Origin of the sequence: Halomonas sp. H10-59 (assembly GCF_040070555.1) — a bacterium.
Taxonomy (GTDB): Bacteria; Pseudomonadota; Gammaproteobacteria; order Pseudomonadales; family Halomonadaceae; genus Halomonas; species Halomonas litopenaei.
The window spans coordinates 4,605,474-4,630,145 of record NZ_CP098828.1; the positions used below are offsets into that span (position 1 = coordinate 4,605,474).

General features: G+C 64.9%; 23 protein-coding genes. 14 read left to right on the forward strand and 9 right to left on the reverse strand.

Features of this window, described 5'->3' with window-relative positions; genetic code table 11:
• Positions 1-43: 43 nt before the first annotated feature.
• The 4 genes from flgE to flgB are packed head-to-tail and all read right to left on the reverse strand — an operon-like array spanning position 44 to position 2,917.
• Positions 44-1,300 (reverse strand): flagellar hook protein FlgE, encoded by a 1,257-nt coding sequence (gene flgE, locus NFG57_RS20055; RefSeq protein ID WP_108132051.1) that lies wholly within the window; start codon positions 1,298-1,300, stop codon positions 44-46.
• A gap of 56 nt (positions 1,301-1,356) precedes the next feature.
• On the reverse strand, positions 1,357-2,052 hold the full coding sequence (gene flgD / locus NFG57_RS20060; RefSeq protein ID WP_045992585.1) for a flagellar hook assembly protein FlgD: 696 nt from the start codon (positions 2,050-2,052) through the stop codon (positions 1,357-1,359).
• A 4-nt stretch (positions 2,053-2,056) separates the two neighbouring features.
• Positions 2,057-2,461: a flagellar basal body rod protein FlgC gene (gene flgC, locus NFG57_RS20065; protein ID WP_045992584.1), complete on the reverse strand. Its 405-nt coding sequence runs from the start codon at positions 2,459-2,461 to the stop codon at positions 2,057-2,059.
• A 39-nt stretch (positions 2,462-2,500) separates the two neighbouring features.
• Positions 2,501-2,917, reverse strand: a complete 417-nt coding sequence (gene flgB, locus NFG57_RS20070) for a flagellar basal body rod protein FlgB (protein ID WP_108132049.1) — start codon at positions 2,915-2,917, stop codon at positions 2,501-2,503.
• A gap of 252 nt (positions 2,918-3,169) precedes the next feature.
• Here flgB and flgA point away from each other — a divergent pair, with 252 nt between their 5' ends.
• From flgA to flgN, 3 genes are all read left to right on the forward strand, one after another.
• Positions 3,170-3,943, forward strand: coding sequence for a flagellar basal body P-ring formation chaperone FlgA (gene flgA, locus NFG57_RS20075; protein WP_348815046.1), 774 nt, complete (start codon positions 3,170-3,172; stop codon positions 3,941-3,943).
• A 329-nt stretch (positions 3,944-4,272) separates the two neighbouring features.
• Positions 4,273-4,578, forward strand: a complete 306-nt coding sequence (gene flgM / locus NFG57_RS20080; protein WP_348815047.1) for a flagellar biosynthesis anti-sigma factor FlgM — start codon at positions 4,273-4,275, stop codon at positions 4,576-4,578.
• Positions 4,575-5,024 (forward strand): flagellar export chaperone FlgN, encoded by a 450-nt coding sequence (gene flgN / locus NFG57_RS20085; RefSeq protein WP_348815048.1) that lies wholly within the window; start codon positions 4,575-4,577, stop codon positions 5,022-5,024. Before flgM ends, flgN begins: the two co-directional genes overlap by 4 nt.
• A 158-nt stretch (positions 5,025-5,182) precedes the next feature.
• On the opposite strand, the gene NFG57_RS20090 is transcribed toward flgN, so the two are convergent.
• The 5 genes from NFG57_RS20090 to NFG57_RS20110 form a co-directional block, all read right to left on the reverse strand.
• Positions 5,183-7,000, reverse strand: coding sequence for an EAL domain-containing protein (locus tag NFG57_RS20090; RefSeq protein ID WP_348815049.1), 1,818 nt, complete (start codon positions 6,998-7,000; stop codon positions 5,183-5,185).
• Between the two features lie 133 nt (positions 7,001-7,133).
• Complete coding sequence (locus NFG57_RS20095) at positions 7,134-7,880, reverse strand: SDR family oxidoreductase (protein WP_213230184.1); 747 nt, start codon at positions 7,878-7,880, stop codon at positions 7,134-7,136.
• A 3-nt stretch (positions 7,881-7,883) separates the two neighbouring features.
• Positions 7,884-8,171, reverse strand: coding sequence for a fumarylacetoacetate hydrolase family protein (locus tag NFG57_RS20100; protein ID WP_348815050.1), 288 nt, complete (start codon positions 8,169-8,171; stop codon positions 7,884-7,886).
• Between the two features lie 298 nt (positions 8,172-8,469).
• A complete protein-coding gene (locus tag NFG57_RS20105) occupies positions 8,470-8,736 on the reverse strand; it encodes a hypothetical protein (protein WP_348815051.1) in 267 nt (88 codons plus the stop codon).
• 206 nt (positions 8,737-8,942) lie between these two features.
• A complete protein-coding gene (locus NFG57_RS20110; RefSeq protein ID WP_348815052.1) occupies positions 8,943-10,691 on the reverse strand; it encodes a flagellin in 1,749 nt (582 codons plus the stop codon).
• Between the two features lie 649 nt (positions 10,692-11,340).
• On the opposite strand from NFG57_RS20110, the gene NFG57_RS20115 reads away from it, so the two are divergent.
• From NFG57_RS20115 to motB, 11 genes are all read left to right on the forward strand, one after another.
• Entirely contained in the window at positions 11,341-15,333 is a 3,993-nt protein-coding gene (locus NFG57_RS20115) for an EAL domain-containing protein (protein WP_348815053.1), read from the forward strand.
• Positions 15,334-15,462: 129 nt separating this feature from the next.
• Positions 15,463-17,214, forward strand: coding sequence for a PilZ domain-containing protein (locus NFG57_RS20120; RefSeq protein WP_348815054.1), 1,752 nt, complete (start codon positions 15,463-15,465; stop codon positions 17,212-17,214).
• A gap of 118 nt (positions 17,215-17,332) precedes the next feature.
• A complete protein-coding gene (gene fliD / locus NFG57_RS20125; RefSeq protein WP_348815055.1) occupies positions 17,333-18,739 on the forward strand; it encodes a flagellar filament capping protein FliD in 1,407 nt (468 codons plus the stop codon).
• Between the two features lie 36 nt (positions 18,740-18,775).
• A complete protein-coding gene (gene fliS / locus NFG57_RS20130; protein ID WP_045994764.1) occupies positions 18,776-19,186 on the forward strand; it encodes a flagellar export chaperone FliS in 411 nt (136 codons plus the stop codon).
• A 16-nt stretch (positions 19,187-19,202) separates the two neighbouring features.
• On the forward strand, positions 19,203-19,646 hold the full coding sequence (gene fliT / locus NFG57_RS20135) for a flagellar protein FliT (protein ID WP_348815056.1): 444 nt from the start codon (positions 19,203-19,205) through the stop codon (positions 19,644-19,646).
• Positions 19,643-20,998 (forward strand): flagellar hook-length control protein FliK, encoded by a 1,356-nt coding sequence (locus NFG57_RS20140; RefSeq protein ID WP_348815057.1) that lies wholly within the window; start codon positions 19,643-19,645, stop codon positions 20,996-20,998. The genes fliT and NFG57_RS20140 overlap by 4 nt, the downstream gene beginning before the upstream one ends.
• A complete protein-coding gene (locus tag NFG57_RS20145) occupies positions 20,995-21,285 on the forward strand; it encodes an EscU/YscU/HrcU family type III secretion system export apparatus switch protein (RefSeq protein WP_045994767.1) in 291 nt (96 codons plus the stop codon). Before NFG57_RS20140 ends, NFG57_RS20145 begins: the two co-directional genes overlap by 4 nt.
• A gap of 290 nt (positions 21,286-21,575) precedes the next feature.
• A complete protein-coding gene (locus NFG57_RS20150; RefSeq protein ID WP_045994768.1) occupies positions 21,576-21,902 on the forward strand; it encodes a flagellar transcriptional regulator FlhD in 327 nt (108 codons plus the stop codon).
• Positions 21,899-22,486 (forward strand): flagellar transcriptional regulator FlhC, encoded by a 588-nt coding sequence (gene flhC / locus NFG57_RS20155; protein WP_045994769.1) that lies wholly within the window; start codon positions 21,899-21,901, stop codon positions 22,484-22,486. Before NFG57_RS20150 ends, flhC begins: the two co-directional genes overlap by 4 nt.
• A 333-nt stretch (positions 22,487-22,819) precedes the next feature.
• Positions 22,820-23,692: a flagellar motor stator protein MotA gene (gene motA, locus NFG57_RS20160; protein WP_045994770.1), complete on the forward strand. Its 873-nt coding sequence runs from the start codon at positions 22,820-22,822 to the stop codon at positions 23,690-23,692.
• Complete coding sequence (motB, locus tag NFG57_RS20165) at positions 23,689-24,660, forward strand: flagellar motor protein MotB (protein ID WP_083970640.1); 972 nt, start codon at positions 23,689-23,691, stop codon at positions 24,658-24,660. The genes motA and motB overlap by 4 nt, the downstream gene beginning before the upstream one ends.
• Positions 24,661-24,672 lie beyond the last annotated feature (12 nt).

Below are 24,672 nucleotides of genomic sequence, written 5' to 3' on the forward strand. Positions count from 1 at the left end.
AGGTGTGAGAGGCCGCCGCCCGAGGCAGCGGCCGGCGTGGTCATCAGCGCAGGTTGATGGCGGTCTGCAGCACTTCGTCCTGGGTCTTGATGGTCTGCGAATTGGCCTGGTAGGCGCGCTGGGTGACGATCATGCTGACCAACTCCTTGGCCATGTCGACGTTGGAGGTCTCGATGGCGCCGGACTGGATGCCGCCCAGCAGGCCGGTACCCGGGGCACCGACCAGCTCCTGGCCGGAGGCGTCGGTGGCGGCCCAGGTGTTGTCACCGGCGGGTGACAGGCCCTCGGGGTTGCGGAAGCTGGCCAGGGCGATCTGGCCGGCCGGGCGGGTCTGCTCGTTGGAGTAGCTGCGCACTACGGTGCCGTCACTGTCGATGCTGATGCCGACCAGGGCGCCGGAGGTGTAGCCGTTCTGGTTGAGTGCGGTGGTGCTGGCGTTATTGCCGAACTGGGTGGAGCCGGAGATATCGAAGTCCAGCGTCATGTCATTGGCAGCGCCATTGAAGTAGTCGGCCGAGGCAAAGGTGACCGGAAACTTGCCATCAGCAGGGGTGACCAGTTGACCATTGGTGTCAAACTCCATGGAGAGGGTCTGCGCTGCGACAGGTGTCGCGGTCTCGTCCATCAACACCTTGCCATCCATCGCCATGGTGCCGGTCCATGTCTTCGCGTCCGTCTTCTGGTAGTAGACGGTGACATTGCGCGGGTTACCCAGCGAGTCGTAGGCGGTGAAGTTGTTGGAGTAGTGGTAATCGACCGGGACACTGGCGGAGCCGTCGGAGCCCGCCAGGGTGACGCTGTTGAGGTCTTCGCCGACGACCTTGCGCGAGTCCAGGTTGAAGGTGGTGGACACCTCGGTGGTGGCGCTGGCCGGCATCTCGTCGGCCTCGATCTGCAGCACCTCGGGCTGGCCGCCCACCTGGACCGCACCGGCGGCGTTGACGCCGTAACCCATGATGCGCGCGCCCTGGGCGTTCTGCAGGTAGCCGTCCGGGGTCATGGTCAGCTGGCCGTTGCGGCTGTAGACCACCTGGCCGTTCTGTTCCATGCGGAAGAAGCCGTCACCGCTGATGCCCAGATCCAGCGGCCGGTTGGTGGACTCCAGGTTGCCGCCGCTGAAGTCCTGCAGCACGGTGGAGACCTTGGTACCCAGGCCGATCTGGGAGTTGGCGAAGACGTCGGCGAACTGCGCACTACCGCTCTTGTAGCCCACGGTCTGGGAGTTGGCGATATTGTTGCCCAGCACGTCCAGGCTATCGGCGGCGGCGTTCAGACCACTCAGCGCTTGTGAAAAACCCATGTCACTCTCCTTATACGTTTCCCTGCGTCGATGACCCGACGGTCATCCTGCGTTCGCTACAGAATCTGGCGGATATCGCTCAGCGCCACCTGCCCGTAGACGGCACCCAGATCGAGTTGCACCTGGCCGCTGTCATCCGCCGGGGACACCCCGCCGACCTGGGCGTAGTTGAGCGCGGTCACCGCAAGCTCCTCGCCCTCGACACCGGTGGCCTCGATGCTGACGTGATAGGCACCTTCGGGGGCCGCCACGCCTTCACCGGTCATGCCGTCCCACTGGAACGACTCGGTCCCGGCGGAGGCCGGGCCCAGGTTGTAGCTGTTGATGACCTCACCGGACTCGTTGGTGATGGTCACCTTGACCTCGGCGGCGGGGCTTTCCAGCTCGACGCCAAAGGGCGTGGAGACCGGCGCGCCTTCATCGTTGTGGGCCATGACGATGCGATCCCCCGGCACCAGCACGCCCTTGCCGATCAGCCCGGTGGCCTGCAGCGCCTGGCCGGCGTTGATCTGGCCGGTGATCGACGACATGGTCTCGTTGAGCGACTCGATGCCGGAAACCGTGTTGATCTGGGCCAACTGCGAGGTCATCTCGCTGTTGTCCATGGGATTGAGCGGATCCTGGTTCTGCAGCTGGGTCACCAGCATGGTCATGAAGTTGTCGCCGAGCTCGTCGGACGCCTGCTTGGAGCTGGCCTGAGCGGTGGCGGCGTTGACCGATTGGTAAACGCTTGCATCGATGGTGTTGGCCATGGGATCAGCCCTCGCCCAGGGTCAGGGTCTTGAGCATCAGCTGCTTGCTGGTGTTCATGACCTCGACGTTGGCTTGATAGGAGCGGGAGGCGGAGATCATGTTGACCATCTCGCCCACCGGGTCGACGTTGGGCATCGCCACGTAGCCGGCGTCATCGGCCAGCGGATGCTCGGGGCGATACTCCTGGCGCAGCGGCGAGGGGTCCTCGACCACCTCGCGCACACCGACGCCGCCGATGCCGTCGCTGGCGGCGCGGGACTCGAACACCGCCTGGCGGGCGCGGTAGGCCTCGCCGTCGGGGCCGGCCACGCTGTCGGCGTTGGCCATATTGCTGGCGGTGACGTTCATGCGCTGGGCCTGGGCGGACATCGCCGAGGCGGAGATATCGAAGATCGAAAACATCGACATGGGGCGCTCTCCCTGCTTGGAAACTGAGATGGACCGGGCTTACTGCTCGGGCTGCATGGCCTGCTTGAGGCCCTGGATGCGACTGTTGAGGATCGTCAGCGCGGCCTGGTAACGCACCGAGTTGTCGGTGAAGGCGGCCCGCTCGCGGTCCATGTCCACGGTGTTGCCGTCGAGGCTGGCCTGCTCCGGTACGCGGTACTTGAGCTCGCTGCCGCCAAGCGACATCGCCTGGCCATGACCCGACAGGTGGTGACTGGACGTCCGCGCCAGGGCCAGACCGGGCTGATTCGCCCCCTTGGTCGCGGCTTCCAGGGCCTGGGAAAAGTCCATGTCGCGTGCCTTGTAGCCGGGGGTATCGGCATTGGCGATATTGCTGGCCAGGACCTTCTGGCGTTCCTGTCTAAGCGACAGGGCCTGCTGGTGAAAAGCGAGCGAGGCCTCGAGCTGATCGATCATCCCGGTGCGCTCCGTAAGCAAGGGAACAAAGAGACAAGGGGTTCGACGATGAAGAATACCCAGCCCCCTGTCTGCACAAAGCCGTGAACAGCCCCCATTACCACGCCCATTTCAGACCATGCGTCGATGCCGGCTTCTCTACACTGGTGTGCCATGGCCCTTGAATGGCCAGGCAAGCGCCCTTGAAAGGCCAGGAAAACGCCCTTCAAACGGCCCCGGGCGCTAAAGATCGCACCGACCACCGGTATCCCGATGTCTCGATCCTCATCTCTTGTACAAGCCACTGCTTCCCTGTCCTGGATCATCGCCCGGGCGGCGCTGGTGCTGTGTGTCAGCACAGGCTTTGCCGCCAGTACCGCCCAGGCCAGCGGCCAGGCGGTCGATGACGGCGGTGTCGATGCGGGCACCGGCGAAGCGCTGACACGGGTGGAGAGCTTTCTGTTCGAGCAGGCCCTGGCCGACGGCGCCCGTCCGGGCGATCTGGAGATCCAGGTATTCCCGCCGGCGGCGAGCCTGGCCGACTGCCGCCAGCCCGAGCCCTTCCTGCCCCGGGCGGGGAGCCGACTGGCCGGACGCGTCTCGGTGGGGCTTCGCTGCGAGGGAGAGCGTCATCGCAGCCGCTATCTGCAGGCCGAGATCACCCGGCTGGGCGAGCGACTGGTGGCGGCGCGGGACATCGCCCCCGGCGAGCGCCTGAGCGCGGACATGCTGACCAGCGAGCGCTTCGACGTAAGCCGCCTGCCGTCCCAGGCGCTGACCGATCCACAAGCGGCCATCGGTCAGATCGCCCGACGCGGGATTCGCCAGGGCCAGGCGCTGTCGGCCCATCAGCTGACATCACCCAAGCTGGTGAGACGCGGCGAGCAGGTCGCAGTGGAAGCCAGCGGACGGGGCTTTCGCATCAGCCGCCAGGGCGAGGCGCTGGAGGCCGGCGGCCTCGGCGATATCGTGCGGGTAAGGGTGGATCGGCGCCAGATCCTCGACGCCCGGGTGGTGGAACACGGCCGGCTGGCGGTAACCTACTAGGACATTGATGAAAAGTGCCTGCGCTCGGTAATACGGCGTTAAAAACCGGCTGGTGCGCCAGCCCGGTCAACATACTCATTTACTGCTAGTAAACTGCGCTGTCGCTCCGATTTTTGCCTTGTCTAACCTTCGCTCGGCGACTTTTCGTAAAACGCCCAGGACATGTCCACGAAGCGGCTGCGCTCGGCAATACGGTGTTAAAAATTTGGCTGGTGCGCCAGACCTAAAGTTCTTGTTCTTGCGGCCGATGATGTACATAGACGCAGACATTCGGATCAACGGCGACAGCCAGCGCCTGGTCCCATCGCCATTCTCGTGAGGCCTTGCCCGTGAAGATCGATTCGCAACATCCTCTGACACGCCCCGCCCAAAGCGAGGGGCCGCAGCAGAGCGACAAGCTCCAGCAAAGCGAGACGCAAAAAACCGCTGGCGCCGGCGTCGAAGCCGGTGCCCAGGCCCACCTGAGCCGCCCGGCGGCGGACACCAGCCAGGACATCGACAGCGCCCGGGTCGAACAGATTCGTGACGCCATCCGCGAGGGACGCCTGGAAATCCATCCTGAACGCATCGCCGACGGCCTGATCGACAGCGTCCGCGACATGCTCGGCGATGGTTCAGAGGGCTCGCAGTCGTGAGTCTGGCCCGACTGCTCGACCAGCAGCGTGAGCGACTCGCCGAGCTGCTGGCCCTGCTGGGCGAGGAACAGGAGTGCCTGGTTCAGGGCCAGGTCGACAGCGAGGCGCTGGTGGCGCTCGCCGGCCAGAAGTCCGAGATCCAGCAAAGGCTTGCCGAGACGGAAGCGCGCCGCCATCAGGTGCAGTGCCGACTGGGCTACCCCGATGACCGCGAGGGCACCCTGCAAGCCGCCCGTGACGCCGGCTGCGAAGCCGCCTGGAAGGCCACCATGGCACTCGCCAGGGAAGTCTCCCGCGCCAATCTGCGCTGTGGCGAACTGCTGGCCCTGCGCATGGAGCACAACCAGCGCATGCTCCACCAGATCCACCGCATCGCCAACGCCAGCGTCTACCAGCCCGACGGCCGCACCCGGCTGCAGCCCTCTCGGCTCAACGTCTCGGCCTGATTTCCTGGTTCAAGGTCTTGGCTCGCAGCTTAGGCTCGCAGCTTGGACTCTCGACATCGGGCCTGACGCCTCCTCTCGGAAACACCTGCCCGGCTCTGCCACCTTGCCGGCACCGCCACCTTGCCGGCACCGCCACCTTGGCGGCATCAATGGCTGGCTCAGATCGCTATCGCGGGATGCGCGCCGGAGGCCGCCCAGCCCACCAGGGCCTCGCTTTCCAGCGGCGCACCGACAAGACGCCCCTGAATCCGGACAAGCCCCAGCGCCTTGACGGTATCGAGCTGTTCGGCGGTCTCGACCCCCACCGCCACCGCGACGAACTCCAGCGCCTCGAGGCAGCGCATCAGCGCTGCCACGCTCTGGCGCATGCTGGTGGAGGGATCGGCCAGGGTCTTGAGGGTCTCCGGCCCCAGCTTGCCCAGGGTCACCGGCAGCGAGGCCATGCCGAACAGGTCCACCGGGGAGCGGCCCAGCCCATCGACGCCGAGCCGCACGCCCAAAGCGACGATACGCCTTAACAGGTGGGACTGGCGGTGGCCCACCTCGAACAACCCCGCGCCATCCACCTCCAGGCACAACCAGTCGAGGCACTCGTGGCGATAGTGGCCGCCCGCCTCTTTCTCGGCACCCGCCTCCCCCTTTGCGCCAGACTCGCATAGCTGGCGCAGGTAGAGATCCAGGGCGCGGCCATCGAAGCCGTCCTGATCCAGCAGGCAATGGTGAATGTTCACCGAGATATCCCAGTCACCCAGCTCGGAGCCGGCCTCGCGCCAGCGCCTGCGCTGGGCCATGACTTCCTTGAGCACCCAGCGATCTAGCCGGTCGACCAACTGCATTTCGGCGGCGAGTGCGACAAATTCCCCCGGCGCGACCTCGCCACGCTGGGGATGGCGCCAGCGCACCAGCGCCTCGAGCCCGCAGCAGCGCCGGGTGAGCAGATCGAACTGGGGCTGATACACCAGATAGAGCTGCTGATCGGGGAACATCAGCGCTTCCTGCAGCTCGTGACGGAAGCGCTGCTGGCGCTCCATCAGACGCTGCAGGCTGCCGTCGTAGAAGGCGAAACCACCCGGTACGGCCTCTTCCAGCGCCTTTTCGGCGTGGGCCAGCAGCTCGCCGGTTTCCTCGCCGTCTTCCGGACACAGGACGATGCCGATACGCGGCTCGATCAGGGCGGGCTGATAGCCGGACAGGGTAAAGGGCGGTTCCAGCGCCTCGAGGCAGCGGTCGGCCACCAGTTGCAGGGTCTCCGGCGTGACGGGGTGCTCGAGCAGCACCCCCCAGCGTTCGCGATCGACTTGCACCACGCTGTCTTCCCGGCGCAGCACGTTGACCAGTCGGCGTCCGGCCCGGCGCGACACCCGCGACGCCATCTCGCCACCATGGTCCACCAGGATGCGCGACAGGCCGTGCAGCTCGACCAGCATCACGCCGAGGCGCTGACCAAGACGGTCGGCACGATCGAAGGCGTGGGACAGGCGGTCCTCGAAGATCCAGGTACTGGCCACGTTGCCGATATCGGCATGGCGGCGATCCAGTACCGCGTCGGCGTCGGCGTCGAGATCGACGAAGGTGACCAGCCACATCAGCGGATCGGTGCCGCTGTCCAGAGACGCATCCGCGCCTCGGTCGAAGGCCACGCAGGACATCAGCCCCAGCCGGGCGCTGGCGCTGTCATCCACCGCAAGCCAGGCCTGCTGCCAGTCCTCGCCGGGTGACAGGGTATGGTAGCTGCCCCGCTCCCCCAGCAGATTGACGAAGGGGCGAAACAGCTCGTTGAGGTTGCGGCCCTGCAGCTCGCCGCCGGTGGGACAGGCCAGCTCCGTCAGCGCGGCGTTGGCCCATACAAGGCGGTCGTTGGCATCGATCAGCGCCAGCCCCACCGGGGCGCGGTCAAGCACCAGCCCCGCCACCACCGAGGGGTGATGGGCGACCTTGCCGGCGGAGGCCGCCTGCAACAGCGTCGTCGGGCCCAAGCCCGCTGATCGATCCTTAGCCATGAGCCCTGCCCAGATAGAGGTAAGCGGTGCGCATTACCTAATATAACCACTATCGGCTAGGCCGGCGTACTCTTGAGGGCCGAGATGAACGGTTTTTACATGAACAGGGCTAGCGCGGACGCAGGCGCAGGGCGTCCATGCCACCGTCCACCGGCAGGCAGACCCCCACCGTCGAGCGATTGGCGGGATCGGCCAGATAGGCCACCGCCTGGGCCACCTCGGCGGCGGCGACCAGCCGTCCGTGGGGCTGGCGGGCCTCCAGCGCCGCACGCTCGGCCTCGGGGTCAGGCGCCTGCGCAAGCAAGCGGCCGATCCAGGGGGTATCCGCGGTGCCGGGCGAGACACAGTTGACCCGAATGCCCTGTTGCAGGTGATCGGCCGCCATGGCTCTGGTCAAGGCCAGCACGGCGCCCTTGGTCGCCGAGTACAGGGCCCTTTGCTGAATCCCCACGGTGGCGGCGATGGACGCCATATTGACGATGGCGGCGGCGTCCGACTCGCGCAGATGAGGCAGCGCCGCCCGAGACACCCGCGCCATGCCGGCGACGTTGACCTCCCAGGCACGCGCCCACTCCTCATCCGGGTTGCCCGCGACATCGCCCTGGGCACCGATGCCTGCGTTGTTGACCACGATATCGATACGTCCCAGCGCACTGGCGACCGCCGCCACCGCGCGCTCTACCTGCTCGCTGCTGGCGACATCGCACGCTTCCCAGTGGTGTTGAGTGGCGGGATCTTCGCGATCCAGCACGGCGACGCGGGCGCCTTCAGCGGCCAGGCAGTCGGCGATCGCCGCGCCGATGCCAGAGGCGCCGCCGGTGACAATGGCCACCCGTCCTTCGAATCGAGCTGTCATGGATTAGCCCTCCCAGGCACGAAAGGTCTGACGCTGGCGGCCCAGGCCGTCGATCTCCACCTCGACCACGTCGCCCGGCTTGAGGTAGTCGAAGCGCCCCGAGACCGCTACCCCTTCGGGGGTTCCGGTGGAGATGACGTCGCCGGGCTCGAGCTGCATGTACTGCGACAGATCGCGTACGATCTCGGCGCAGCCGAAGATCATGTCCGAGGTGCGGGAGTCCTGGCGCGGCTCGCCGTTGACCCAGGAGCGCAGGCCCACATTGGCGGGATCAAAGGCGTCGGCGGTCACGAAGCAGAGAGGACGAGATGAAGAGAGGCGAAAAGAGGAAGTGAGCGTGCAGAAGGAAGTCAGAGGGTAGACAGAGGGTTGAGAGAAGGAAGAGAAGCAGGGATGCGGAGGCGTCACACCGGGGCGGGGAAAGGCTCGACAAGCGCAGACACTTTTCAGACAAGCACGAGGCTTTGTACGACAAGCCGGCGAGCGATGGTTAGACAAGGCAAAAATCGTTGAGAAAGCGCAGTTTACGAGGTGTAAATGAGTGTTTTGACCCGATTTTTAACGCCGTATTACCGAGCGCAGGCACTTTTCAGGCAAGTCGCAATGCCAGCTCCGCCTGCCCCACCAAGGCCTGCCGATGGATTTCGAGCAGATGGCGGTAGTCCTCGCCAAGGGCGTCCTGCATACCCGTCGCCTCAAAGCGTTCGATCAGATCGCCGGCCCAGGCCACTACCTCCTGATACCGGGAAAGCGCGTCCAACAGGGCCTCATCGGAGACAGCCTCCACGGCGCCTTCGACCAGGGCATCTTCGATCAGGACATCCTGCGAAACACTTAACGGGTTGGCGCTATTCATTCGTGACTCCTGGGGCCAAGACGGCTGTTGATGGGGGCCTGTGACCGAGATTGCCGTGACCGAGCCTACCGTGACCAAGATTGCCGCAACAAGGTTGGCCGGGCCTATAAATGCCGACAGGCGCCAGAGGCGCCTGTCGGGGTTGGGCCGCAAATGCGCGACCCGCTGAGGAGCACGTCAGCCGAGGGCTGACAACCCACCTAGCCTTAGCCCAGCAGAGACAGCACGGACTGCGGCACCTGGTTGGCCTGGGCCAGTACGGAGGTGCCCGCCTGCTGCAGAATCTGCGCGCGGGTCATGTTGGCCACTTCCACCGCATAGTCAGCGTCTTCGATACGCGAACGGGCGGCAGACAGGTTGGTCTCGGTGGTACTCAGATTGGTGATAGCAGACTCGAAGCGGTTCTGGATCGCACCGAGATCGGAGCGCAGGGCATCGACATCACTCAAGGCCTTGTCCAGTACCTCGAGCGGATCTTCAGTCTTACCACCCTCACTTTTAGCTTCAAACGTGAGCTGACCAGCGTCTGTTACGTAGAGCGTGGCACCATTACCATCTGCAGCATCGGTAACAGAACCATCGTCACCCACGTACAAATTGGTTTCGTATGAGGCATCGGTAGTGGCTTCAAAACCGTCTTCGGTACCATCAACATACAGCTTGGTAGTTCCGTCGGTAGTTACTTCACCATCCCCCGAAATTTCAATTGCTGTGTTACCAGTATCAGCAAGATTTGCAGTAATATTCGTTCCGCTTGACGAAGATGCCGCCAACAGGTCTTCAGAACTGATTTTTGCACCAGTTACTGCAACCCCATTACCCGCATCAGTAGCTGCAAAGTTAGCCCCCTTCAATTCACCGCTGGTGATTGTCAGGTTTGCTCCAGAAGCAGCATTTAAGGTGCCTGCAGTACCACCAGAAATCTGGGCATCATCAAATGCTTCCATCAGATTATCAATGGTTGCATCGACAGTAGTTCCAGCATCATTCTGCGAGAGGTTGCCATCGTCAGTGATGTAAAGCTTATTTCCGTCCGTAGTTGTGATATTACCCTGACTATCGATATTCACATCGATGGTATTACCAGAACCAAGCTCATATGTTGCAGTGACAGATCCACTACTAGGCTTAATAGCAGAAGCTACAGTGTCATGAGTGTCAGTCGCAGCGTTGACGTCGTAACTGAAAGAATCGCTTTCAGAATCGTAAGCATAGACACCAGTGGCCGCCGCACCGAAAGGATTATTGGTGCCTGTGTAGGAAACTTCGTCATCTTTAAGATTTGAAAATGCTTGCGCTGAACTAATCTCTTTGTTGTCAGTTGTCAGGACATAATCCCATGCATCGCCGGAGCCTGCAGTTGCGATACTATCTCCTGCAGCAGCTTTAACGTCATCCTCGGTCGCCTTAGTATTAGCCACTGCAGTGCCATCAACATTAAACCCAGTCAGACCAAGCGTTTCAGCATTAATTTTCTTGAGATCGATTTCGATAGCCTCACCATCATTCGCACCAACTTGAATATTGAGGCTGTTATTTTCTTGAAGAACCTTGACGCCGTTAAAGCTAGTTTCTTCGGAGATGCGGTTGATTTCGTTGAGGCGCTGACCGATTTCATTCTGAATGGAGGTCAGGTCGTCCTGAGAGTTGGTGCCATTCTGAGCCTGCACGGACAACTCACGGATACGCTGGATATTGTCGTTAACCTGATTCAGCGCGCCTTCCGCGGTCTGTGCGACAGAGATACCGTCGTTGGCGTTACGCTGAGCCTGGGACAGACCAGTGATCTGGGAGGACATGCGGTTGGCGATGGCCTGGCCGGCGGCGTCGTCCTTGGCGCTGTTGATGCGCAGGCCGGAGGACAGGCGCTCCATGGAGGTGGTCAGGGCGCTCTTGGACGCGTTGAGGTTCTGCTGACCAATCATGGAAGTGATATTGGTATTGATCACGGACATGGTGTCATCCTTCCTTAAAGAGTTGGGCTCCATTGGCGGACCGTCTTGGCCTGCCGCAACGGCGCCGTTGGCCGTTACCCTCTTTATCGGTGGCTCGCCGAAAAGCTTTAGCCCTGGCCTGCAAATTTCTTTGGGAGGCCTCTTTCCAGGGGTCCTGCCTGGGCTCTTCCTGGACTCTTGCCAGGGCTCTGGCTTGACCGCCTGCTGGGCCACCAGCGGCTGCTCTTTACCGGGTCTGCGCCGGCTCTTTACCGGCTCTTTACCCGCCTTCCATCGGCTCTGTGACTGTTCTGCATGCTTTCCTGTGCCTTGTTTGTGCCTATTCGCTGACGCATCTTCTCTACGGTTGTCCCCCTAGCGTCCTTACTGGACGCTGACTCTGGTGGTGGATGCTGACATCAGGGGCTAGCACTCGCGGGTGATTGAGGTATGTTGAAGACTGTTTTGGTGCCATTTCGAGCAAACGCGTCCAGGGATACCGGACCGATCGTCCAAAGGCGCCTTTGCCTCGGGCGGCAGACGCACCACGGTGGCCGCTATCAACGCTGTCGCCTGCCATGCTGTGAGGATGGCGAATCTTCGTCATAGCGTCGGAAGGACAAGGAAATGAGCGCCCGGAAACAGGGTCGCCAAGGGGGTCGTGGGTAGGATGCCGTTTAGACTGCGCGATGTGGCGGAAGATGCCTGGCTGCTGATGGCCTCCAGCGGACTGCTGATGGTCGGCGCTGCGGGTCTCGCCGCCTGGTTGATCCACCCGGTGGAACAGCCGCTGCTGGTCCCCGATGTGGCGCTGGCAAGCCTCGCTGGCGGCGGCGGCCTGTTGCTGCAGGTGCTGCGCAGACCGCGTGGCCGCAGCGTCTGCGGTCTGATGATGATGCTGCTGGCGCTGTACGCCATCGTCCATGATCTGGTCGCCAGCGGCCCTGCCGACGTGCAGTCGCTGTTGACCGGCGGCCCGCGCATGACCAGCTGGGCGGGGCTGACGATGCTGCCGGGCTGCGTGGCCCTGATGATCGGGGTGCAGCATCGCCAAGGCCCCTTCTGGTGGCGGTTGTCGGGGGGGCTGCTGCTGCTGATCGGCGCGATCTTTACCGTCTGGCTGGTGATTCCTGGCCAGGCACCCAGAGTCTGGGAGGTGACCCGCAGCACCTCGCCCATGGCGGTGTGCCTGCTCTACCTGATCGCCGGCCCGGCCTCGCTGGTGTCGGCCTCACGCCCACCCCACCGCCCGCTGCGCCTGCAGCGCGCCAGCATCGCCGTAGCCTGCGCCGGGGTGCTACTCAGCAGTCTAGCCTGGCTGTCGCTCAATCATGTGCGCCAGAGCCACGTCCAGCAGGACGCCGCCAACACCCTGACCAACATCGAAGAGCGCGCACGCGGCCAGATGGCGCTGCACCAGCGCTGGCTCGACCGCCTGGCCAACCGCACCGGCGAGCAGACGACCGACGCCAATGCCCTGGCCGACGTCATCACCTTCTACCTACGCGACGTGCAGAGCCTCGAGAGCCTGGCGCTGTATCGCGGCGACGAGCGGCTATGGCTGCGCTCACGGCGTGCTCAGGACAGCGTCTGCCACTTGAGCGAGGCACTGCCCAGACCGGCCCGTGGCGAACTACGGCTGGAGTTGCCCGACAACCCGCTGGCGGCGTCGGCACGCATGGTCAGGACCCTGGCCGATGAGGACCTGCGCCTGGTCGCCTGCATCGATCTGCCCGGCACTCTGACCCCCAACCACCGCAGCGTTGCCGACCGCACCCTGCTGGCCATCACCGACAGCCAGGGCGTCTGGTGGTGCGGTTTCGGCGACGACACCTGGGAGGTCAAGGACCCGACCCTTCCCCGGCTGGCCGAGAACACTCTGGAACTGGACGGCCGCACCCTGTCCCTGCGCGCGCTGCCAGGCCCGGACAGTGACTGGTGGCTGGCCGGCAGCCTGCCGGCGCTGATCACCCTGATCGGGTTGATCATGTCCTACAGCCTGGCCATCAGCCTGTCGCTGATGCGCACCCTGCTGTGGCAGACCCAGAGCCTGGTGGCCGCCCAGGACCAGCTCGAAAGCTACCAGGGCATCCAGTCGATGATCGCCAGGGAGGCACCACTGACCGAGACCCTGGAGGCCTGCTGCAGGCTGTTCGAGGGTCACCTGCCCGACGCCATCGCCACGGTCCTGACGCTGGACCCCGGCGGCGAGACCCTGAGCCTGGTGGCGGGTCGCAGCCTGCCGTCTGAGATGGCGCCGCTGCTCGCCAGGACCCCGGTGGGCGGCACCTTCGGCACTTGGGCCAGCGCCGCCGAGGCGAGGGCCCCACGGGCCAGCGACGACATCCCCGAGGACCCGGCCTGCGCCGGCGTGCACCCGCGCCTGCGCGACGGCGAGCTGAAGGCCTGCTGGGCCTACCCGGTCATCGCCAGCGATGAACGTCTGCTGGGGGTGGTCAGCCTGTTCTTTCGTCACGAGCCGACCCGGCAGGCCGAGCCCAGCCGGCGTATCGAGCGCTGCCTGGAGCTGGTCGCCCTGGCGGTGGAACGCGACCAGGACCGCCAGGCGCTGTTCCAGAGCGAGCAGCGCTACCGTTCACTGTTCACCTACAACCCCGACGCCATCTATTCCCTCGACCACGAAGGCATCTTCGTCGCTGCCAACACCACCTGCTCGACCCTTACCGGGGTACCACTGGGCGACATCCTGGGGCGCCACTACGAACTCTTCGTCAAGGAATCGGATCGCTCCTGGGTGCGCGACGCGGTGCGCAAGACGCTCAAGGGCGAGGTCACCCGCTACACCCTGCCCATCACTACCCCCCTGGGCAGGCGGGTGATGGACATCACCAACCTGCCGATCATCATCGATGGCGACATCAGCGGTACCTTCGGCATCGCCAAGGACGTGACCGAGCGCCACGCCCAGGAGACCCAGCTGCGCATCCTGCAGCGCAGCGTCGAAGCCAGCATCAATGGCATCGTGATCGCCGATGCGCGCTCGCCGGAGCTGCCGATCATCTACGCCAACCCGGCCTTCATGCGCATGACCGGCTATCCAGAGGAAGAAGTGCTGGGGCGCAACTGTCGCTTCCTCCAGGGTGAGGAAAGCGACCCCCAGGTGGTGGCACGCATTCGTCGCCAGCTGGCAAACCACAGCGAAGTCCGCGCCACCCTGCTCAACTATCGCAAGAATGGCGAGGCCTTCTGGAACGACCTCTATATTTCGCCGGTGATGGACACCGATGGCGAGGTCTCTCACTTCGTCGGCGTCCAGCACGACATCTCCGAGCACAAGGCATACGAGGAAAGCCTGGCCTACCATGCCAGCCACGACGCCCTGACGGGCCTGGCCAATCGCGCCCTGTTCGAGGATCGCCTGCGCCACGATTTCGCCCTGGCCAAGCGCCAGTCCCACCATCTTGGCGTGCTGTTCATCGACCTGGACGAGTTCAAGCCGATCAATGACAGCCTCGGCCACGACGTCGGCGATAAGGTGTTGATCCAGGTCGCCCAGCGGCTCACCGAGGCGCTCAGGCCCGGGGATACCGTGGCCCGCTTCGGCGGCGACGAGTTCGTGGTGCTGCTGCCGGACCTCGACGAGCCCGAGCAGGCGGTGACCCTGGCCGAACGCCTGCTGCCGAAGGTGGCCCAGGCCTACCGGGTCGGCGAGCATGAGCTGCACGTTACCGCCAGCATCGGGGTGGCGGTGTCCAGCGACGTCACCATCGAACCGATGCAGTTGCTGCAGCAGTCCGACATGGCCATGTACCAGGCCAAGCACCAGGGACGCAATGCGCTGCAGCACTTCAGCCAGGACATCACCTGGGGGGTAAACGAGCGGGTGGCGATGCGCCATGACCTGCAGGCCGCCATCGACGGTGAGCAGCTACGCCTGCACTACCAGCCGGTGTTCGACAACCACCGGGCGATCATCGGGGTCGAGGCGCTGTTGCGCTGGGAACATCCGGTACGCGGCCAGGTGCCGCCCCAGGACTTTATCGCCCTGGCCGAGGAAACCGGCCAGGTCATCGCCATCAACCACTGGGTGCTGACCCGCGCCTGCAGCGACCTGCAGCTCCTCAACGAGGCCGGCCTCGAGGGCCTGGCGGTGGCGGTCAACCTGTCGCCGCTGCAGTTCCGCCGGGCCAACTTCCTCGAGACCGTACGCGACACCCTGAACCAGACCGGCATCGAGGCCCACCAGCTCACCCTCGAGCTGACCGAGGGCATCCTGATGCACGACACCCCGAACGCCATCGAGACGCTGCAGTCGCTGCGCGACATGGGTGTCGAGGTGGCCATCGACGACTTCGGCACCGGCTTCTCGAGCCTGGGCTACCTCAAGCACCTGCCGGTCAGCACGGTGAAGATCGATCGCACCTTCGTCCAGGGGCTGCCGGATAACCAGGAGGATGGCGCCATCCTTCAGGGGATCATCGCCATGGCCCACCACCTGGAGTTGATGGTGGTGGCCGAAGGCATCGAGCACGAGGCCCAGCATGAGTTCCTGCTGCGCCATCACTGCGACGCCTTCCAGGGCTTTCATCTGGCCCACCCCATGCCCTTCGAGCGCTTGACCCGCTTTCTCGGCGAGCACCGCCTGGCCAGCCAGCGCGACGCCATCGACCGCTCCCGGCGCAAGCGTCACTCCCAGGCCTGACAACGCTTGACCTGTGTCAGCATCCCCGCCGACTGATTAGCCAGAGCAAGGTTGCCAGCCTAAAGATCCGGCACATTCTGCCGATACTCCGAGACAACGTATGCCAGATGTCGTCGAGGAGTCCCGCTGGTGCCGGACCAACAAGAATTCGAAGAAGTACGCGCCCCCCAGGAAATCGCCAGGCTGCTGGACTGCTTGAGCGGCCCCCAGGGGGCAGGGCTGGCGTGGGAGGAAGGCAGTGGAACGCCGACACCGGTGCTGCTGATGGAGGTTGCCCCGGGGGAATCCATCACCCTGGACATCACCGCGGTGGAGGGCCTTCACCGCCAGCTTAAGCAGGGCAAGTCCTTTCGTCTGGTCGGCTACTGCGAGGGCATGATCACCCGCACCCCGGCACTCACGGCCGCCGACGGTGAGGTGACCACGGCGCCGAGTGAGGCAGAACTGTCGCGGGAAGCCAGCCGCTCCCCCGGCCAGGGCGTGCCGCTGCGCCGGCTATGGCGCTGCCCCTATCCGGACCAGCTGGAGCGGCTGCAGCGCCGTCGGAGCTTTCGCGCGCGCCTGCGCCTGGGCATGTCCGCCGAGGCGGTGCTCAAGATCGACGATGGTCAGGAATTGCATGGCGACCTGATCGATCTGTCGGTGGACGGCTGCCGCCTCGACCTCCCGCGCACCGCGGCTCCGGTGCTGACCAACAGAGAGCTGCCGGTGCCCCTTGAGCTGGGCTTTCCCGATGGCACCCGTCTGGCGCTCCAGGCCGTCGTGCAACATCATCGCTTCGACCCCGAGCGGCGCCTGGTCGAGGCCGGCTTTCGCTTCGTCGGCGTCGGGGCCCACCAGGATCGCACCCTGTGGAAGCTGGTACGCGAGGTCGAACGCGAGGCCGCACGCATCGCCGAAGGGGTGGATTCCAGGCGTCCGCCATCGCCGTTGTTCCAGCGACCGGCAGGGCGCCGCGGCCCGCGCCTTGGCCGTCGCGAGGCGGAAACCTACCCCACCGTCATGACCCAGCGGCTGTCGCGGGTAGCCGGCTACCTGCACGCCCAGGCGATGGAACTGGTCCAGGGCGGCTGCATCCATGGCCCGCGCCTGTCGCGCCAGGCCGACCATCTGCTGGCCCTGTACGACGAGGACCGCGATGGCGTGCTGTTCGCGCTGAGGTTCCTGACCCGGGAGTCCTGGCCGGTACGCCACGGCCTGTCGGTGGCGATCCTGTTGATCGATCTGCTGGAAGACAGCCTGCCCGGCGAGCTGCGCAAGTCCATCGTCGCCAGCGCCATGATCCATGACCTGGGCAAGGTGCTGCTGCCCGAGCCCCTGCGCCTGACGCCGACCTTCGGTGACGCCGAGCGCAATCGCCTGGTCCAGCACGTGGGCTGGCTGCGCGAGCGCCTCAGCCACTGCGCCTGGATCAACGACTCGGTGTTCGAGGCCACCGCCTGCCAGATCAACGAGCGCCTCGACGGCAGCGGCTATCCTGCCGGCATCCGCGACGACGAGCTGCGTGAGCTGGCCCGGGCCAGTGCCGTGGTCGACGCCATCGATGCCATGCGTGCCCAGCGCCCCGACCGTCCGCCCTGGCGTCTCGCGGCGATCTACCGCTACCTGCTCGACCATCCCGACAAGTTCGACACCAGCTGGGTCAAGCGCTTTATCCGGCGCTTCGGCCTGTACCCGATCGGCTCGCTGGTGCGCTTTGACGATGCATCGCTCGGCTGGGTGCTGGCACTGGACGACCAGGGCCGGCCCTCGCGGGTGCAGCGCATGGCCGGCAAGCCGCCCAGCCAGGTCCCGCGGGAGCCGCTGATGGGCCCCGTGGTGGAAGGCGAGACGCTGGCCGCGCTGGGCGAGATCCAGGCCGAGGTGATCATCGGCGCCTGACCCTCAAGTCCGATGAGCAACCGCCGATAACCCGATATACCAAGCACAAGGACGCCTGTTCGAGCCACTGGCCTGCCGGCGTTCTGTCACACTGCCCCCATCACACAGGAAGGACGACATGGCCTCGATCTCATCGCTCGGCATCGGTTCCGGTCTCGACCTCAACGGGCTGCTCGATCAGCTCGAGGCGGCGGAGCAAAAGCAGCTGGAGCCCATCGTGGCCCAGCAGGCGAGCTATGAGGCCAAGATCTCCGCCTACGGCACCCTGGAAGGCGCGCTGAATAGCTTCCAGGAGGCGGTCGACAAGCTCGGCGACCCGGCGCTTTACCAGAGCCTGTCCAGCAGCGTCGAGGGCGAGGGTATCAGTGCCAGCGCCAGCGAACTGGCGACCCCCGGCCGCTACGACGTCGAGGTGACCCGGCTGGCCCGAGCCCAGAGCCTGGCCAGCGACGGCTTCGACGCCAGGGACAGCGAGCTGGGCGCCGGCACACTGAGCCTGACGGTGGGTGACAGCGAGCCCGTCGAGATCAGCCTGAGCCAGGAAGACAGCACCCTGGAGGGTCTGCGCGACGCCATCAATGACGCCGAGGCCGGCGTCAGCGCTTCGATCATCAATACCGGCGACGCCGACAATCCCTACCGTCTGGTGCTGTCCAGCGACAAGACCGGCTCCGAGGCGTCGATCAGCGCCGTGAGCTTCGTGCCGGATGACGCCGCCGACACCGAGCTGCAGACCAAGCTGGCCTTCGACATCTCAAGCCCCGACCCCGACGACACCGGCGCCGGCATGCACCAGTCGGTGGCCGGTGAAGACGCGGCACTGACGGTCAACGGCATCGCCATCACCAGTGCCTCCAACAGCGTCGAGGGGGCCATCGAGGGCGTCGACCTGACCCTGACGGACGTCGGCGAGACCACGGTCAAGGTCGAGTACAACAACCTGGCCCTGCGTGAAGCGGTCAGCGGCTTTGTCGACAGCTACAACGAGCTCAAGGACACCATGGGCACGCTGACCAGCTTCGACGCCGAAAGCGGTGCCTCGGGCGAACTGCTTGGCGACGCCACCCTGCGCAGCATCGAATCGCGGCTGCGCGGCACCCTGTCCGGCGGCGTGGCCCAGGGTGACTTCCGCACCCTCAGCGATATCGGCATCACCCTGCAGCTCGACGGCACCCTTGAACTCGATGACGAGCGACTCGACGAGGTCATCTCCAGCGAGCGCGGCGACCTGGCCGACTTCTTTACCGGTGGCGAGGACGGGGTAGGTCTTGCCGACAGCCTCGACGACACCCTGGGCGCCATCCTCGATGACGGCGGCCTGCTCGACAATGCTACCAGCGGGCTCGAGACCCGCATGGAAAGTCTCGATCGCCAGTACGAGCGCACCGAGCAGAGCATCGATGCCACCGTGGAGCGCTACCGCAGCCAATTCGGGCAGCTGGACAGCATGATCGCCAGCATGAACCAGACCAGCAGCTACCTGACCCAGCAGTTCGATGCGCTGAACGCCCAGCTGAACCAATAGCCCTGAGCCCGCCAGACCCAGCCGAGGAGACAACCAATGACACAAGCACAGGCCACCTATGGCCGCGGCGCCGGCGCTTACGCCCGCATGGGGGTGGAGAGCGGCGTGATGTCGGCCAGCCCCCACCAGTTGATTGTGATGCTGTTCGACGGCGCCCAGGCGTCGATTCGCGCCGCCCGCCTGCACCTGGAAGACGGTAATATTCCGGCCAAGGGCGCCGCCATCTCCAAGGCACTGGATATCGTCAACAGCGGCCTGCGCGCGGTGCTGGACGGCGAGCAGGGCGGAGAGGTGGCACTGCAGCTCGACAGCCTCTATGACTACATAGCGCGCCGCCTGCTCGACGCCAACCTGCGCAACGACGCCAGTGGCCTCGACGAAGCCGAACGCCTGATCGAGGATATCGCCTCGGCCTGGCGCGAGATCGGCACCACCACCCACTCCTGAGCGCTTGAGGTCCTAGATGCCACCGCTTGCCGAGTACCACGGCCCAGATACCCAAGGCCCAGATACCCAAGGCCCCCTGCTGTCTCGCTATGAGGCGCTGCTGGCGATGACCGAACGGATGCTGTCGCTGGCCGCTGACCACGCCTGGGACGAGCTGATTGCTATTGAGGGCGACTATGTCAGCCAGGTTGCCGCTCTCGACAGCACTGCACGTGATGGAGCGACACTCGATGGCGCGGCACCGATGGCAAGCCTCGACGCCGACGAGCGCCAGCGCCTGGGCAGCCTGCTGGAGGCCATTCTGGTCAATGATCTGGCGCTGCGAGAAAAGCTGGTTCACCGCCGTGACGAACTCGGCGAACTGCTCAAGGTGTCGCGCAACCAGCAGGACCTGCACCGCGCCTACGCCGGTGGCCGGGTGGTCAACGCCGGCACCCGCTTTCGACGCGAGACGCCGTGAGCGGCATCACACCGCTGATCGATACCCTGCTCCACCAGGTGCTGGGCAAGCGTGTCGACGTGCCCCCGACCAAGGACCCCAACGCCCCGGTCCAGCCGGTGGACCCGGGACGGGGGCCAGGCGCGGTCCATAGCGACTCGCGCCTGGACGCACGGCGGCCCCAGCAAGCCGCCGCCACCACCGGCCAGCGCCCGGCAACACCGAACGCCGAGGTCCCCACCGACAGCGATCGTCCCGCCTCCACCATCACCCGATTGAGCGCACCGGGCGCTCGCATCGCCGAGCTGCTGGCGCGTTTTCCGGCGCCGCCCTCGGCGTTGACATCGACGGGTCCCCTGCTGACGGCGAGCCCCGCCCAACAAGCGCCCCAGAGCGCGTCGCCGTCGACGCTAGGCGCCACACACGGCGCCCCGGCCACCACGGCAACCACGGCGACCAGCGCAACGGCCGGGCTGGCCACTGGCCCGTCAGGGCCCGCCGTCACGATACTCGCCGAGCGTCTGGGCGAGCGCGTGCGCGACAGCGGCCTGTTCTACGAGTCCCACCTCAATCGCTGGTTTCACGGCAACCTGGACCGCGCCCAGCTGGCACGGGAGCCCCAGATGTGGCGCGCCCTGGTGTTTCGGCCAATGGCCAGCGAGGCGAATGCTCAGACCTCTGGGCACTCCCCCGCTTCAGGCTCTGGTCGGCTCTCTACTCAAGCGGGCGCAATGGCCGGGCAACCGAGCGCTCAACCGAGCTCTCAACCGGGCACTCAACCGAGCTCTCGACAGAACATGGCGCCCGCCTTCCCGCTGGCGCCCTGGCGCAGCTCCCAGCCGGCCGGCTATCTGCCCAGCCTGGCGACGACGATCGCCGCCGATGCCCAGGGCGTCTCGAGCACGTCGGACGATGCCGCCGCCGCCCGTCGCGAGGGCGCATCCCCAAGCGGCGTCCACGAGAGCCTCGCTCCGCTGGTGCGCCACCAGCTCGAGATGCTGGCCACCCCGGTGCTGCGCTGGGAAGGCGACGTCTGGAGCGGACTGTTCATGGCGCTCGCCATTCATCCCCCGCAACGGGAGCCGGATCATCAAGGCGGCGGCAAGGGCCGCGACGACAGCAAGGACGAGGAACACGCCTGGCGCACCGAGCTGGAACTGGAGCTGGCCGAACATGGCTCGCTCAGGGTGTCCGCGCTGCTCGGTGAAGAGCACCTGAGCCTGCGCCTGGCGACGTCCGCCGAGGGCCTGAGGGATCGACTCGAGCAGGGGCGCGAAACACTGATACAGCGCCTCGAGGGTCATGGCTTCGCCCGGGTGGAGCTGACCATCACCGATGGTGACAGCAGGTCTGCCGAGGAGCTTCCGAAGTGAGCGATGACCAACCCGCACCCTCACGCCGCCATGCGGTGGCGCTGAGCTATGGTGAAAATGATCAGGCACCGAGGGTGATCGCCAAGGGCTACGGCGATATTGCCGAGCGCATCATCGACGAAGCCCGCCGCCAGGGAATCCACGTCCATGATGAACCGGCGCTGGTGGGCCTGTTGATGCAGCTCGATCTGGACGAGCAGATTCCGCCTCGTCTCTACCAGGTGATCGCCGAACTGCTGGTGTGGGTGGGCGAGCTAAATGCGAGCGACTCGCGAAACAGAATGTAATAAAATGTACAAGGCTAATTAAACTTGGGTTTTTTTGGCGTCGTAAATATCGGTTTTCTTTGAATATTCACTTTTCTTGATACACATCAAACGGACACCGTTGAAGCTTTTTCCTCCCTCCTGGCTTGCGCCACACTGATAGCAATCGACAATACCTCGAATGGTGGACACGGACCTGACACTTAAACGTCAAAAAGTTCCGATAGTGTCCGTCCGCACCTATTCAGGTATATCGGCAATACCTAAAGCTGGCGATGATCAGCAAAAAAAACGATCAAGGCAGGGAACCCATGAGCAATCAGTCACTGATCGACGAGATTCAGGAGTTGAATCTTGCCTATCTTCTACTGGCCCAACGTCTGTTGGCCGAAGACCGCACCACCGCCCGTCTACGTCTGAACATCAGCGAAGAACAGGCTGAGCTGCTGGAAAGCTTCAATGCACGCCAGCTGACCCGGCTGTCACGCACCAACCAGCTGCTCTGCCAACTGGGGCTCGGCTCCACCGAGCAACTGCGTCAGGTGGTGGACAACCCGCGGGAACAGGGCCTGGCTCACCTCCACTCCTCGCTGTTGATGGCCTGCAGCGCGGCCTCTACCGGAGGCGCGCTGACATGAGCACCAAGAGCCTGGTCCAGGAGATGCATCAGGTGCAGCTCGCCATCGACCTGATCGAACTCGGTGCGCGTCTGCAGGTCCTGGAAACCGAGACCGACCTCAGTCGGGCCCGCCTGATCCGGCTGTTCAAGGAGGTCCGCGGCATGTCACCGCCCAAGGGCATGCTGCCGTTTTCCACCGACTGGTTCATCACCTGGCTGCCGAACATCCACTCGTCGCTGTTCTATGCCTTCTATCAGCGCCTGCAGGACCAGGGATGCGAGCGCATGGAGGCCTTCGTCAAGGCCTACCGGCTGTACACCGAGCAGATCGACATCGACGCCGCCGAGCCGGTGCTGGGGCTGACCCGGGCCTGGACGCTGATCCGCTTTTTTGAAAGCGACCTGCTGCAGTTGACGCCCTGCACCCGCTGTCATGGCAATTTCGTGGCCCACGCTCACTCGCCGAGCCACGACTACGTCTGCGGCATCTGCCAGCCGCCGTCACGCGCCGGCAAGACCCGCCGTCGCCAGGCGCAGAAGGACGAGGCCGCCAAGGCCGCAGAGACGCCAGCGATTGCAGGGCCGGTCAAGCATCTGGCTTGACCCCTCTTTACCACCGCAGGCCGCAGGGCCGCTCCTTGTCGGGGCGCCCTGCGGCAGTCCAGTCTGCGGTTATCCGCCCTGTTTCACTCGCCCTACTCCCTTCTCGCTAGGCCCCACCCCCTCGCCCTCTCACTCTCTTACCCTCTCTTTCTCCGCTCTCTCCCTCTCTACCTCTCTACCTTCACTCTGTCTTTACTCTCTCCCCCTTCTTCCTTGGGCCCACCGATCCTGCATATTTTTTCGTTGAACGGTGATTTCACGGCTCAAGTCTGTCGCCGGCACGCCGATAACTGAAGCAGAACGTCTTCCACGTCTCTGCAAAGGATAGTCGTCGTGCTGATACCTATTGGATTCGCGGTCGTGCTGCTGTCGGTATTCGGGGGCTTCGTGCTCTCCGGCGGCAGCCTCGGCCCGCTGTTCCAGCCGACCGAACTGCTGATGATCGGTGGCGCCGGCGTTGGCGCCTTCATCGCCTCCAACCACGGCAAGGCGCTCAAGGCGACCTTCCGCATCTTTCCTCGTCTGAGGCGCTCCAAGCGCTACGACAAGGCCATGTACATGGAGCTGATGGCGTTGCTTTACCGGCTGCTGGCCAAGGTGCGCCGCGACGGCATGCTGGGCATCGAGCGCGACATCGACAATCCCGCCGAAAGTGCGCTGTTCAGCGAGTACCCCAAGGTCGTCGCCGACCCGATGATCATGAACTTCCTGACCGACTACCTGCGCCTGATGGTGGCCGGCAGCATGGACCCGATGGAAATCGACGAGCTGATGCTCCACGAGATCGAGATGTTCGAGCAGGAGGCGCATATTCCTGCCGACGCCATCGCCAAGGTCGGCGATTCCATGCCCGCCTTCGGTATCGTCGCCGCGGTGATGGGGGTGGTGAAGGCGCTGAGCGTCACCGCCGCCGATCCCGCCGAGATGGGGGTGATGATCGCTCACGCCCTGGTCGGCACCTTCCTCGGCATCCTGCTCGGCTATGGCTTCATCAGCCCGCTGGCCTACCGCATCGAACGCCAGACCGGCGAGTCGATCAAGATGCTGCAGTGCCTGAGGGTCACCCTGCTGGCCAGTCTGCACGGCTATCCGCCGCAGCTGGCGGTGGAGTTCGGCCGCAAGGCGCTGCACACCAGCGAACGCCCGAGCTTCAAGGAGCTCGAGGACCATGTGCGTGACGCCAAGGCCAGCGCGGGGGCCGCATGAGCAGCCCCAACCAGCGCCGACCGATCATCATCCGCCGCAAGAAGGTGGTGCATCGCCACCATGGCGGTAGCTGGAAGATTGCCCTGGCTGACTTCATGACGGCGCTGATGGCGCTGTTTCTGGTGATGTGGATCCTGTCTTCCGCCAGCCGCGAGACCCGCGAGGGCGTGGCCGACTACTTCAGCATGCCGCTGCTGGCCGCCATGACCAATGGCGACAGCGTGGCCATGAGCCCCCAGGTCATCCCCGGCGGTGGGCCCGACGTGACCAGCCAGCAGGGCGAGCGCATGCGCATCGACCTCAAGCGCCAGACCCGCCCCAGCGAGCAGCAACGACGCGCCTTCCGAGACCTGCAGCAGCGCATCGAGCTGGCCATCCAGCAGGACCCCAGCCTGCGCGGACTGCGTGACCAGCTGCGCTTCGACATGACCCAGGAGGGGCTGCGCATCCAGTTGCTGGACGACGAGCAGCGGCCGATGTTTGCCCTCGGCAGCGACCGCGTGGCGCCCTACCTGCGCAATCTGCTGCGCACCATGGCGCCGCTGCTCAACGACCTGCCCAACGACCTGAGCATCAGTGGCCATACCGACAGCCTGGCCTACCTGAACGGCCGGGGCGGCTACAGCAACTGGGAGCTTTCCTCGGACCGCGCCAACGCCTCGCGCCGGGAGCTGCTCGATGGCGGCCTCGAGGGCGACAAGCTGCTGCGGGTGGCAGGCCTCGCCGACCAGGTGGTGATGCCTGGCACCGACGCCGATGACCCGATCAATCGACGTATCGAACTGGTGGTGCTGTTTCCCAGCGTCGCCGAGCTGATTCGCCACCCCGGCACCCTCGATCCGCGAGCCCCCAGGCCCGCCAGGGGCGGCGGTGAGGCCCAGCTCGCCGGTCCCCTCGAGGACATCGAGGCACGCTTTCACACCGCCCTGGCCAATTCCCCAGCATCGCCGCCAGACGAGCCGCACTGAACCAGAACAAGG